Annotated in this window: 12 protein-coding genes; 9 read left to right on the forward strand and 3 right to left on the reverse strand. The window is 34.0% G+C overall.

Features of this window, described 5'->3' with window-relative positions; all coding sequences use genetic code 11:
• The first annotated feature begins 110 nt into the window (after nucleotides 1-110).
• The 9 genes from ABW637_RS06980 (at nucleotide 111) to ABW637_RS07020 (ending at nucleotide 11028) form a co-directional block, all read left to right on the forward strand.
• Nucleotides 111-965, forward strand: a complete 855-nt coding sequence (locus tag ABW637_RS06980; protein WP_367583929.1) for a hypothetical protein — start codon at nucleotides 111-113, stop codon at nucleotides 963-965.
• 447 nt (nucleotides 966-1412) lie between these two features.
• Nucleotides 1413-2057, forward strand: coding sequence for a hypothetical protein (locus tag ABW637_RS06985; protein ID WP_367583930.1), 645 nt, complete (start codon nucleotides 1413-1415; stop codon nucleotides 2055-2057).
• Between the two features lie 26 nt (nucleotides 2058-2083).
• The gene (locus ABW637_RS06990) at nucleotides 2084-2821 is read left to right on the forward strand and encodes a hypothetical protein (protein ID WP_367583931.1); all 738 of its coding nucleotides are present in this window, start codon (nucleotides 2084-2086) and stop codon (nucleotides 2819-2821) included.
• A gap of 76 nt (nucleotides 2822-2897) precedes the next feature.
• Nucleotides 2898-3314 (forward strand): hypothetical protein, encoded by a 417-nt coding sequence (locus ABW637_RS06995; RefSeq protein ID WP_367583932.1) that lies wholly within the window; start codon nucleotides 2898-2900, stop codon nucleotides 3312-3314.
• 26 nt (nucleotides 3315-3340) lie between these two features.
• Complete coding sequence (locus ABW637_RS07000) at nucleotides 3341-3751, forward strand: hypothetical protein (RefSeq protein WP_367583933.1); 411 nt, start codon at nucleotides 3341-3343, stop codon at nucleotides 3749-3751.
• Between the two features lie 14 nt (nucleotides 3752-3765).
• Entirely contained in the window at nucleotides 3766-6108 is a 2343-nt protein-coding gene (locus ABW637_RS07005) for a TolC family protein (protein ID WP_367583934.1), read from the forward strand.
• 29 nt (nucleotides 6109-6137) lie between these two features.
• Nucleotides 6138-7229: an efflux RND transporter periplasmic adaptor subunit gene (locus tag ABW637_RS07010; RefSeq protein ID WP_367583935.1), complete on the forward strand. Its 1092-nt coding sequence runs from the start codon at nucleotides 6138-6140 to the stop codon at nucleotides 7227-7229.
• A gap of 21 nt (nucleotides 7230-7250) precedes the next feature.
• The gene (locus ABW637_RS07015) at nucleotides 7251-10361 is read left to right on the forward strand and encodes an efflux RND transporter permease subunit (protein ID WP_367583936.1); all 3111 of its coding nucleotides are present in this window, start codon (nucleotides 7251-7253) and stop codon (nucleotides 10359-10361) included.
• A complete protein-coding gene (locus tag ABW637_RS07020) occupies nucleotides 10333-11028 on the forward strand; it encodes an ion channel (RefSeq protein WP_367583937.1) in 696 nt (231 codons plus the stop codon). Before ABW637_RS07015 ends, ABW637_RS07020 begins: the two co-directional genes overlap by 29 nt.
• A gap of 169 nt (nucleotides 11029-11197) precedes the next feature.
• Here the strand turns inward: ABW637_RS07020 and ABW637_RS07025 are convergent, their stop codons facing one another.
• Genes ABW637_RS07025 through ABW637_RS07035 form a run of 3 tightly spaced genes read right to left on the reverse strand, consistent with a single transcriptional unit; the run spans nucleotide 11198 to nucleotide 13877 of the window.
• A complete protein-coding gene (locus ABW637_RS07025; RefSeq protein ID WP_367583938.1) occupies nucleotides 11198-11947 on the reverse strand; it encodes a LytR/AlgR family response regulator transcription factor in 750 nt (249 codons plus the stop codon).
• Nucleotides 11944-12984 (reverse strand): sensor histidine kinase, encoded by a 1041-nt coding sequence (locus tag ABW637_RS07030; RefSeq protein ID WP_367583939.1) that lies wholly within the window; start codon nucleotides 12982-12984, stop codon nucleotides 11944-11946. Before ABW637_RS07030 ends, ABW637_RS07025 begins: the two co-directional genes overlap by 4 nt.
• A gap of 20 nt (nucleotides 12985-13004) precedes the next feature.
• Nucleotides 13005-13877, reverse strand: a complete 873-nt coding sequence (locus tag ABW637_RS07035) for a DUF4249 family protein (RefSeq protein WP_367583940.1) — start codon at nucleotides 13875-13877, stop codon at nucleotides 13005-13007.
• Nucleotides 13878-13888 lie beyond the last annotated feature (11 nt).

Consider the following 13888-nt stretch of genomic DNA (forward strand, 5'->3'; position numbering starts at 1 on the left):
CCTCTCATCATTACCCCTTATGATAAAAGAGAGGTTTCCAGAACACATTCTTAATGGTTATTTAGAGCAAAGGTAGCATCAATAATCAATCACTAATACATAGTATCCAAATGAATAAAATAAACATACTGATTCTTGTACTCATGGTTATGTCCTGCAATACAAGTCCTGATTATATTTTATCGGATGAAAATCCGCCAGTCACTAAAGAAAGAAAAGCCGAAATTATTTCTGCATTCTTTGGCTTAGACAACTCTCTTCCTGCTATATCAAGAGCATTATGGAAAGATGCTCCAGGCCAAGACGGAATGCCTCTGGTTTTCTCTCATGAGATAGACCCAAATACTATGCAGGCACATGATTTCATTATTACCACAGCAAAAGGAGAAAAAAAGTATGTGGATTTTGTCACTTTACAACCTGCTTCAGAAGCATTTGAGTTAAGAACCATTCTGCTCATTGGTGAATATGGTAACCATCCGGATAATGAACCTACAGACATAGAAATCATCGGAGAATTAAAAAGCAGGGATGGACAAAACATGCAAGGTCAAAAAATCAAGGTAACCCCACTAAATGATGGGCCTTTTATTAGCTATGCCGAGCATTTTATTTTTGATGAAGATTACCCATACAACAAAGAAAGAAGAGGATGCGACTGTCCAAAAAACCAAACTTCAACTATTGTAAGAACCGTGTGGGCCGGAGGAGTTGTTGCGACTAATGGCGAAGAACTAGGAAAAGATCAATTAGAAAACTTTACTATCACATTAAAAAGAGAGACAGACTCAATAAAAGTTAAACCTTTCCAGATAGCCGATCTTAATGACAATGACAATAATGTTGATTTGTGTATTAAAGAAAAAGGCACACCATTGTTTGTAGAGGTAGATAAACATACTGTAATTGATCCAAATGGTGATAAAAACCCCAAAACAACATTGTCTATTTTATCAAGATGGTAACGTCAAATCAAGCGATAATCGGCCAAAGAGATATGAAAAGAATAAGGATATTAATCATCTTAATAATTGGTATTCAGATGGTAGATACTATACTACATTTTAGTCATGCTAAAACCGAACCGTTGAGACTTACCGGCAACTTGATTATCGTTCTATCGGTTGCGAGTAGCATAAATTTTAAGAAACAAAGTTTTGGCATTCTGTTATGCAGTCTACTGATATATGTGCTACTAAATTCTATTTGGTTTATAGAATATATGATCAAAGTAATTGATGAAGAAGTTAAACCACCAGGGCTTTTCTTCATTTTTCTTCTTTTCACGATTTGTATCCAGTTTTTAATTATCAAAATAAACATTACAGCAAAAGATGAAATCGATTTTAACAGAACTAGTTAGTTCAAAAGTCATAAAACGAACATTAATAAATTTTTTTAAAAATTCCATAATGAAAATTAAACCGAAAAAAATACTCGTATTTATATTAGTTACATCCATTCTAAACATTGGATGTGCACAAAATAAAACAATAGTTGAAGGTACTTCTGAAGCAATTGGCAAAGACCTGGATCTTGAGGCCGTTGCCGTCTTGTTTGGAGAAGCACAAAACCTCGAAGATTTTGAAAAAGAATTAAACAACCCCGAAACTAAAATTTCTAATCTAGATCTAAATAATGATGGTGCTGTAGATTATTTAAGAGTGGTTGACACTACAAAAGACAATATTCATTATATAACAATACAAGCCGCTGTAGCTAAGAATACTTTCCAGGATGTAGCAGTGATAAACGTAAAAAAAGATGATACGGGAAATACAAAAGTGGTAATCACTGGAAATGTTAAAATATATGGACCGGATTATATAATCATTCCTGCATATACAACCTCTCCCGTTATTGTAACTTGGTTCTGGAGCCCATTATATACACCATGGGTGTCGCCTTATTATTATAGATACTATCCAACATACTTCAGACCATGGCCTACCTATTCTACGGCACGATATAGAACTACCGTTCGTACTCATGTAAATGTTCGTACAGCAACATTTAGAGGTCCGTATACCACGAGACGCGTTCGAGTTAGACACTAAAACATAAATCAAATAACTATAAAAACATGAAAAAATTAGTGTTATTTTTTTTAGTATCCTCAATTTCTATACTAACATCTTGTAAAAATAAAGATTTCTCAAAGAGCATTCCGGCCGTAGACCAAACACAGTTTATAGAACTACCAGAAGACTTGCGAGATTATAGATACGGAGAAATTATTCCAATATTTCAAAACAAGTCAACAATCTATGCAGAAGTCTATAATACCATTGGTTTAAATAAACTTCCATCAAATCTATGGAAGAAGTTGAATGCCGATGTATTAGCAGAAAAGTATGGAGCAAAGATTGTAAAGTTAAATGGTCCTAGATATTGGGTGCTAAACTCCATTCAAGGAAGTGGAAAAACTGTAAACGGAAAAACGGCTGATTTTGGCGGTATAGAAATGAAACTTAGAGCTACCCTAGAATTTAAAATTTGGGAAGGAGCTCAACTAGGTGCAAATTATTCTGATAACGAAGTGAATAGAGAAACGATTTGGATTTATAATAAAGGAAGTATGGTGTATGAATTAACAAATCCAAATGGAGAGGTATATCGTATGCAATCCTACTCTCAGGAAATTGATCCCAAGCTAAATATTGAGGATTTAGAAACATTAAATAAACGATTGAAACTTCCTAAAGGGTGGTCATACAAAGCTAGATTATTAAAAGACGATTCAAGACTCAACTCAAATGGGAAGGCATATGTTATAACGGATGATTTAAATAATGCATATCAAAGAATAGCCTCAAAATAAGATTTAAAAACAATGAAATCTATTTAAAAACCGTTAAATTTAACCGATTTATATACTAAAACGAAACACACAAATTATGAAAACCATCATTACTGGGCTATTTTTAGTAGTGTTCCTATCTGCATTTGGGCAAACACAAAAAGAAAAACAACAAGAACGACAGAACAGCAGGGTCGAGATATTCACTTCTGGAGAAAGAGACAATTTACAAGCTTTTGTTGCGGAACAGGTGGATAAAATGGAACTTTCTGAAGATTTACGAGATGATTACTTCATGATTGTCGGGTATCACACCAATAAAATTGCGCGTTTGGATGATAAAGATGCAGAACTTACAGAAAAAGAAGTGATTGCAAAGTTTCATGAAATGCTCAAGAAATTGGATATTGATGTAAAAGAGATCTTGACAGAAGAACAGTTCAAAATACATGAACAAAGCTTTGGTAAAATTGTTACTAGTGTATACAACAGAAGAGGTTGGTCTAAAGAATAAGTTGTTAAACCATACATAATCGGTTTATGTACATTCAAAAGATTCTTTTTATTAGTTTTCTGATTTTACTGTCAACAAAAATGATGGGGCAAACTCCAATAGTTAAAAAGGAGGATAGCACGGCTATTAAGATTTTTAATAAGGAAGAAACTGATTACATCAAACAATGGATGGGGAACATGATAATGGACACTGAGATGACTCCAGAAATGGCTTCAAATTTTAAGATTATCACCTTTTACTTCGGTTTCAAAATGAAGCAATTGGGAGAAGATCCAAAATTGACTAAAATTGAAATTATTCATGAGTTTAATGAACTTATTAAGGAACAGAACAATGAACTTAAAAAAGTATTACCCGAAAAACAATTTACAAGTTTCTCTAACCTCTTTAATAAATTATCCTGGTCAGTAAATAAACGATTAAATCAACTATAATCACATATAATTATATGAAAAAGATAAAGTTAACTTTCTTACTTATTTTCATAAATATACTAGCATATTCACAAGTTACGAAAACCGTTACTATTGGTATTCTTGCCGATAAATCGTCAGAAGAAACGAAGCCATTATTAACCAAGCTACAAACCGAAATAAGAGGAATTGTAGGGCAGAGTGCCACTACTGTTTTTATGGAGGTATTAGAGAATGATTTCAATACCGAAACGGCAAAATCAAATTATCAGACATTGCTTAATTCTGATGTTGATATTATATTGGCGTTTGGAGTCGTTAATAATATAGTAATTGATAAAGAAAAACAATATCCAAAACCGGTTATTCTGTTTGGTAGTGCGAATAGTGATTTTTATAATTTTCCAGAAGGTCAAAAAACTTCAGGAGTTAATAATATCACCTATCTCATAGCTCCTTTTTCCTATACAGATGATCTTGACGTTTTCAAATCTTTATATTCTTATAAGAAAATTGGTATCGTATTGGATGATTTTATTCCCGAAATTTTGCCTGTCAAAAAACTATTTGATGATTATTTTTCCAAAAACGATGCTACTTATACTCTTATTTCTCTTCAAAAAGATGGTAGCATTAATGGCGATTTAAAGGGTCTAGATGCGGTATATCTTGCAGGAGGGTTTTACTTAAAGGATAGTGAATTCAAAACATTGGTTACCAGCATCAATACTCAAAAACTACCATCATTTTCAGCCTATAGTAGAGAAGATGTTGAGAAAGGAATTTTGGCCTCCAATCAGCCCAAAACTAATATCGATCAGTTTTTTAGGCGTATTGCCTTAAATGTAGAAGCAATTGTTGATGGAACAAATCCATCTACATTATCTATGTATTTGGACTATAAAAAAGAGCTTTCTATTAACGCTAGTACCGCAAAACAGATTGGATTTCCATTACGGTATAGTATGTTAGCTAATGCAGACTTTATTGGAGGAGAGAATGATGTAGTTGTAGGAACATCGTATTCTATTATTGATATCATGAAAGGAGTGGTTGCAAAAAACCTTGCGCTAGATGTAGAGCGAAAAAATATTGAGTTAAGTAGTCAGGATGTTAAAACTGCCAAGAGTAGTTACTTACCCAATGTAACTGCCAGTGCTAATGCAGTATATTTAGATCCGGATGTTGCTGAGGTTTCTAATGGTGCTAATCCGGAGTTTTCTACTTCAGGAAATGTTACTTTAGAACAAGTGATTTATTCAGAAGGTGCCGGAGCGAATATTACCATCAATGAAAATTTGCAAAAAGCTCAGGAGGAAATCTATAATACTGCTGAATTGGATGCACTTCTAGACGCTTCTGTTGCCTATTTTAATGCATTGATTCTAAAAACAAATGTAGCAATCCAAAATCAAAACCTTCAAGTCACGAAAAAGAATTTGGACATCGCAGATCAAAACTTTGCTGCCGGAGAATCAGGCAAATCCGATGTGCTTCGTTTCAGGAGTCAGTTGGCTCAAAACACACAAAGTTTAATCAATGCAGAGAATCAAAAGCAGCAAGCTTTCAACACAATTAATCAATTAATGAATAATCCCATTACTACCGAAATTGATATTGATGATGCCGAAATATCTAAAGGAGTATTTGAGAATTATAAATATCAGGATTTTCTGGAAATTTTGGATGACCCCAAATTACGACCTGCACTTATTGAATTTTTGGTCGAGGAAGCCAAGAAAAATGCCCCAGAATTAAAAAATGTTGGTTACAATATGGAAGCTACACAGCGTAATTATCGACTTAATGATCTGGGTCGATTTGTACCAACTGTAGCTTTGCAAGGACAATATAATCTGGCCCTTTCAGAATCAGGTAAAGGATCAACAGTTCCTCAAGGTTTCCCAAATATTCCTGATGGAAGCTACAATGTAGGTGTGAACCTTTCCCTACCCATTTTTCAGCAAAACCAACGGAACATTAATAAACAGACTGCAAAGATTCAGGAAGATCAATTATTGGTGCAGAAAGAGAACATAGAACTGAACATCGAAAGAAGTGTAAACGACATTTTATTGGATATGATCAATCAAATTGCAAACATCGAAATTTCCAAAGTATCTGAAGAGGCTGCTAGAGAAAGTTTAGATCTTACACAAAATGCCTATGCGCAAGGTGCAGTACCATTGATCCAATTGATTGATGCTCAAACCAATTACTTGCAAGCACAGTTAGCCAGAGCAACCGCCAATTATGACTATTTATTAACCTCTATGCAGTTAGAAAGAGCCATTGGTTATTTCTTTTTAATGAATACCGAGGCAAGTAACCAAGATTTTATTCGAAGAGCTAATGAGTTTATACTTAATAGAAACTAAAAAAGAAAACCACTAATACACCTATAGAAATGAGATTTATAAAATATATACTACTATCGGCATTCATATTTTTGACGTTAAATGCCTGTAAAAAGGAAGTGGAGAAAAAAGAAGAAGTACTGCGACCTGTGCAATACCAGGTTGTGGGTAACTTAAATGCACAAAATATTAGAACGTTTAGTGGAATCGCCAAGGCTGGTGATGAAATTGAGTTAAGTTTTAGGAGCACTGGAATTATTACCACCCTAGACATCAAAGTAGGGCAGAAGGTCAATAAAGGTGATTTGATTGCCAAATTGGATAACGTGCAAGCCAACCTTGCTTATGAACAATCGGTTTCTGCACTCAATAGCGCTAAATCGGCTATGAATACTGCCAAATCTAGTTTGGATCGTATTAAATCGTTGTATGAAAAAGGAAGTAATTCATTAAGTGATTATGAATCTGCTAAAAATTCTTATCAAAGTGCATTAGATCAATATGAATCCGCAAAGCGAAACAAAAGTATCCAACAATCACAAATCAGTTATGGATATATCAAAGCACCAAAAACAGGCATTATTGCTGCGAAAAATAACCAGTTAAATGAAAACGTAAGTGCGGGACAAGTAATTGCGGTATTAAATGCAGGAGATCATACTAATATTGAAGTAGGATTACCCGAGAATGTAATTAATAAAGTACGATTAGGGATGAATCCCGAAATCTCATTTTCAGCCTTGCCAGGTAAAATCTTCACAGGAAATGTTATTGAAATTGCTCCTATTGTAAGTGAAAGCTCTGCAACATATCCTGTAAAAATTGATATTACGGATCCAACCAAAGAAATTAAGCCTGGTATGAGTGCTAATGTTACTTTTGATTTTAAAGAAGAAGCCACCAAGACAGGTACGGCCCTAGTGATTCCGGTTAAATCGGTTGGAGAAGATGGCGATGGTAATTTTGTTTTTTTAATTGATTCTGAAGATGGAACTACAGGAATAGTAAAAAAACACCGTATAGAAATTGGAGAACTCACGACAGGTGGTTTTAAAATTAAAAGCGGACTTTCTGAAGGTCAAAAAATAGCTACAGCCGGCCTTCAGACCTTGTTAGACGGACAAAAAGTGAAGTTACAATAATCACTATCAAAAGAAAAACATATGAATTTTGCTAAATTTTCCATTGAAAAAAATCGTGTTGCTCTTAGTATTCTTGGCGTAGTGATGGTGATGGGTATGGTGTTTTATGCTTCACTCTCACGGGATAGTATGCCACCATATACGATACGTGTGGCTTCTGTTGTTTCATCATTTCCAGGAGCAAGCCCTGAACGTGTTGAGGAATTAGTAACCGACAAAATTGAAAAAATTGCACAAGAATTACCCGAACTAAAAAAAGTAACCAGTACTTCAAGAACCGGGCTCTCTGTAGTTCAGGTAGAACTAAAAATGGAGGTTGCCCCCGAGCAGTTACAACCCGTTTGGGATCGATTACGACGTAAATTAAATACGATTAAGGGATTACCTAGTGATGTACGTCCTCAATTAAATGACGATGGTATAGGAGAAGTATTTGGTATCGCCGTTGGAATTACTAGTGATGGATTTACATACGCAGCTATGAAAGAGCAAGCAGACGATCTTCGTGATGACCTGATTAAGCTCGAAGATGCAGCTAAAGTAGAAATCAACGGAGCACAAGAAGAACGTGTTTTTGTGAAATTTGATAATACAAAACTAAAAGCTTACGGGTTAACTTCAAGTAACTTGCAAGGGATTATTGCAAGCACGAATATTTTGAATTCTGGAGGAGAAGTTAATATCGAAGAAGAGCGGATTATCCTAGAACCTACGGGTAATTTTAATACGGTTTCGGATATTAAAAATATGCTAATCCCACTTGGTCAAAGTGGGCAAGTGGTTAGCTTAGGAGACATTACAATAATTGAAAAAGGATATATTAATCCACCCAAACAGAAAGTACGCATCAATGGGAAGGATGCTGTTTCACTTCATGTCTCTTTAAAGAAAGGGAGGAATATCATTAAATTAGGAGAAGAAATAGACATATTATTAGCAAAATGGCAAGAAAAACTTCCGGTAGGTCTAGAAGTATCTCGATTAGCATCTATAGATCAATATATTGACCTTAAGATTAGTGATTTTTTGGGTAATTTAATGCAAGCTATTGCTATTGTACTTGCCGTAATGTTGATTTTTCTTGGTTTCCGTACCGGGATGGTGATAGCAAGTTTGATTCCTATTGTTACGATAACGACATTAATGGTTATGGGACTTATCGATATAGGTCTTAACCAGATTACATTGGCTGCTTTAATTATGGCATTAGGTATGATGGTGGATAATGCTATTGTAGTCGCAGAATCTATTATGGTAAAGATGGAAAATGGCATTGATGTTAAAAAAGCTGCGATTGATTCCTGTGCTGAGTTATTTATGCCGTTGTTGATTTCAACCTTGACAACTTCAGCGGCATTTCTTGCGTTCTTTATGGCAGAGTCTGTAATGGGGGATATTATGGGGCCTATTTTTGTGGTGATTACGATAGCTCTTTTATCTTCCTGGATTATTTCATTGAGCATCATCACTTTGTTTTGCGTGTTTTTTCTGAAAATTAAAAAGAGAGAAGACGGAAAAATGGGATTTTTGGATCGTATGATCAATGGCCTAAAATCAAAGTATAAAGATCTTATTCTATTAGCCTTGGCTTGGAAAAGGACAGTATTATTAAGTATTGTTGTGTTGTTCTTTTTATCACTTTATGGTTTCACAAAACTAGCATTTGTGTTTTTCCCGGATAGCGATCGTAATATGATTACCATAGACATTAATTTACCAGAAGGAACAAAAATTGAAAGTACTACCAAGACCATATTAGCTATTGAAGAATTTATCACTAACAATCTAAAAGTTACTGCTGAAAAAGCAGATGGTATCGTAGATTGGTCTTCTTACATTGGCGAAGGACCATCATCGTATGATCTGGGATATAGTGCTGATGAACCCAATTCTAATTATGCGCATATTTTGGTCAATACGTCTTCTTTTTTAGTGAATAATGATATGGTGAAGCAATTGGACGGTTTTTGTTTTAATACCTTTCCTGATGCAGATATCAAAGTTGGATTATTAGGGTCGGGAGGTAGTGGAACCCCTATTGAAATAAAGGTGTCTGGGGATAGTCCTGATAAATTAGCCAGCATAGCCGAAGAAATCAAATCAAAACTATTTAGTATTTCTGGCACTAAAAATATTAAAGATGATTGGGGACCTAAAGGGAAAAAATTTGTTATTGATATTGATCAAAACAAAGCACAGTCTGCGGGAATTACCAATCAAGATGTGGCAATATCATTACAGACCGTGTTAGACGGTTTTCAGGCAGGTGAATTTAGAGAAAATGACAAATCTATTCCTATTGTAATGACCAGTAATCAAGGAAAACAGCAATCGCTAGCTTCTTTAGAAACGCTTAATATTTATGGTCAAAACTCAGGAAAAAGCGTTCCGTTGTTACAAGTGGCGAATATTGTTCCACAATGGCAATATTCTAAAATAAAACGATTAGATCTTACACGAACCATCAATGTATCAAGTGAATTAACTGAAGATGGAAATGCTTCAGCAATTACTGCAGTAATAACCCCTTGGTTAAAAGAACAAGAAGAAATTTGGGGCAAGGAGTATACTTATAAATTAGGAGGAGATGCCGAAAACAGTGCTGAGAATATGGGTGCTGTGGCTAAATATTTACCATTATCTGCTTTTATCATCGTTATGCTTTTGATCATACAATTTAATTCCTTTAGGAAAATGACAATGATCGTAACAACCATTCCATTAGGAGTTATAGGGATGGTGATTGGATTGCTACTATTTGGTGTTCCTTTTGGGTTTATGGCGTTTTTAGGAGTAATCTCTTTAGCGGGAATCGTTATCAATAATGCAATTGTATTAATAGATCGTATTGAAATCGAAGAGAATGAATTGAAACGGAAACCCCAGGATGCGATTATAGCGGCATGTATACAACGTTTCAGACCCATTTTATTAGCAACATTTACAACAGTACTGGGGTTAATCCCCTTGTATCTTGGTGGAGGCGAAATGTGGGAACCTATGGCCGTGACCATTATGATAGGATTATTATTTGGTACCGTGATTACCTTACTGTTTATTCCCTCTTTCTATAGCGTATTGTATAGAGTAGATTATAAAGGATATGAGTTTAACGAAGAATTATTGGAGTAAATCTATGCTTGAAAAATTATATTCGTACCGATTTGAGCTCTTTCTCTTTAGTCAGATTGTTATTCTTTTTGGATCATTAATTTTTCGTGGAGATTTTTTTGAAATCATTATATCTCCGCTGCTATTTCTAATAAATTTAGCGGCAGGGGTTTTATTGATTTCTAAGAAGAAAAAACTGACGTGGTTTTTTATCGTATTGCTAATGGTTTCTGGAGTTGTTTTTGGTGCGGATTTACTAGAGATTCAAAATGATAGATTTTTCGCATTTCTCAATATGGGGACATACTTTTTGTTTTACACCATCGTCACTTTTGAAATAATACAGCAGATTTGGGAAACTAAAATTGTCAATAAGAATGTGATTTTTGGGCTGATAAGTGGGTACATAGCATTAGGACTAATAAGCTTTTTTGTTTGTTTAAGTATAGAATTGGCGAATCCTGGTTCCTTCCAAGGACTTAATGCTAATATGGATGAATCACAATCATTTACCGAACGAATAATGTATTATAGCTATATTACTTTAATGACTATTGGTTATGGTGAGATCGTACCCGTTACATCACTAGCTCAAAAAGCGGCTATTTTGATTGGTATGTTGGGACAATTTTATTTGGTGATTTTGACCGCCATAGTAGTTGGTAAATATATAAACCAGAAAAAATGATGTATTAAAAAACAGTACTCAATCATGGAGTACTGTTTTCTTTTTTTTTCAATTTTTAAGCTCAAAACGAACCTTTATTTTTTAAAAATCAAGAATTCTTATTGACTAATTTATGGGGTAAGACTAATTGGGAGAAAAGTCAATTAATGTATTAGTATATATTTTCTCGTTATTTGGATAGCCATTTTTTAAACTTGCCAAGCTTTTCTATGGCAACAGATATTTGTTGGTCTTCTGCAACTGGTTCAAGATGTAAAATAATCTTGGATTTCGAAGAGTAGTACATTTTTGAAATGGCAGATATATGGATGATGTATTTTCTATTGATTCGATAGAATTCTTTAGGGTCGAGGATTTCTTCTAGCCCTTTTAACGAATAATCTATCGGTAATTTCTTTTCATTCTTAAGCTTGATAAATGTGATTTTATCTTCAGAATAAAAATAAGCCACTTCATCTATCTCGACGGTTTTAAGATTATTGTTGATCTTTACTAGAAATCGCTTCTTGTAGGCATCGGCAGGATTATATAAAACCTTAGTGTAATCCGGATTAGGCGGGTTATCATATTTTCTTAATTTCTCGAGACTACGTTGTAGTGCTTCCTTTGGAATAGGTTTCAACAAATAATCGATACTGTTTTGTTCAAATGCCTTGATAGCATATTCAGAATAAGCCGTTGTAAAAATTATTTTTGAGGTAATAGTATCCACTTGATTGAAAATTTCAAATGAATTATCATCAGATAAATTGATATCCAGGAATATTAAGTCCGGGATGTTCTCATTGAGATATTCGACTGCTTCTTTCACCGAAGACAATATACGAGCAATATGAATGTCAGAATCCAGCTCTAATATCATTTTTTGCAACTTGATAGCAGCAATATCTTCATCTTCTATTATTATTGCGTTAATCATATGTCGGGTTTTATTAGAGGTATACGAGCAGTATATGTATTATTTTCAACAATAAATGTTGGTGCTTCTGTATGTATCAACTCATATTGTTTTTTTAAATTTTTAAGCCCTATTCCGAATGATGAATCTTGATCTACGGCTGTTCCTCTTGGTTGGTAATTGTTCTCTACAATGATATAATCTCCTTTGGTAATAATTGTAATATGTAATGGGTTTGTCTTTTCTACAATGTTGTGTTTAATCGCATTTTCCACTAATAATTCTAAGGTCATTGGCGGTATGAGATAATTCGTTTTTGATTCATCGATTTGATAGATTATTTGTATGCTTTCGCGAAAGCGTATGTGCTGCAGAGCCATATACGATTTAATCAGTTTTATTTCTTTATCCAGAGGAACTACTAATTCTTCACTATGATCTAAATTGTATCTATATACACTCGATAATTGTTGCAAAAAATCATCTGCTTTGTTGATATCGATACTCATCAAAGCGGATAAGCTATTAAAACTATTAAATAAGAAATGTGGATTTAATTGGTTTTTAAGTGCCTGATATTTTGCTACTGTGCGTTCGTTTTCTATTTCATTTAGTTTCATAACAAATTCTTGTTTCTCTGCTTGAGATTCTAAGAAGGCTTCAATAACATAAACAAATAATATTACACTAATTATCACAGTAAAACTTCCCCAAAAAAACAAACCTGTTAGAGAATACGATACATAATCTGGCTCAAATATTTGCCCCAATAGTCTAATAATGAAAGTGAATACTGTCGCTTTTACAATAATGATAAGACCATATAATAGCTTATTGCTTTTACTTTCTTTATGTGTAAATCTATTAAGAGGTGATTTTTTTAAGATCCATAAACGCAAATAATAAATACCCGTAGTCAAAATAAATGTTATTATAAAAACCAGAGGAACGTACTCTATAGCCTCAAGAAAGCTTTCTTGTCGCAAATCTCTTAAAATGTCAACTACACTTACTAAGAAACAGATTAAGAAATAGAATAAGAAACGATTGATATTCAATGGTATGTGTTTTAAAGTTATTACTCAATTACTATTGAATCTTCTTCTACATCTACAGTATAAAAAAACCCTACAGCCCTATTACTTGGTGTTGTTGTGTTAATAACATTACTCCTAATCGTAGCTGGTGGTGGATTACCTCCAAAGGAAATCCCCGTATTGCCAGTTTGAGTAAATAATTCAAAAAGATAATCAAAATATTCTTTAGATATACCTATTTGTTGGCCGGTTGCGGTTTCTCCAATTTCAAAACTGATCTCTCCATTTACATCAACATTAGTACGTGTTTGACCATCAAAAAACTCATCTGATGTAATTAAATTTTGAGCATTACCCGGATCAGGAGATATTACAAATTCACCATTTTTGAAGAGTCTATTGTAATAATAATTTTCAATATTAGCTGGATCAGTACTGTCAAATTTCAAAAAATAACCACCAGGCGAAAAAATAGTTTCTTCTTCAAACTGAACAAAGAAGTTATCAAACCCAGGTACTTTATTTAAGGTATCAGAACCTTGGTAGGTCTCCCCATTCCAAAGAATAGTAATTGTATATGTCTTGCCAAGTTCAGGAGCCAGTGCTGTATTACTATAAAAACCATCTCCTTGATGATCAAAAGACCAGATATCGGTTCCATCGGTAACCGATACCTCTGCATTAGTTACACTAGGATTGGGTTCGCTAGATAGAAAATCATTTGTTGTGGTCAATCTTAATTGTTGAACACTCAAAGGGCTTGCGGTGTTTCGTTCTAAGCCTCCATTGATTACCAGTTTTACTGGTGAAGGAGCTAAGCTGATATCATCACTAACATCTGTTTCACAAGAAAAAAATAATATGACGATGCTAATACATATTAAATGTTTGATTGTTTTTATTGTCGTTTTCATATTCTTTGTAA

It is taken from the genome of Aquimarina penaris (genome assembly GCF_040786285.1).
Taxonomy (GTDB): Bacteria; Bacteroidota; Bacteroidia; order Flavobacteriales; family Flavobacteriaceae; genus Aquimarina.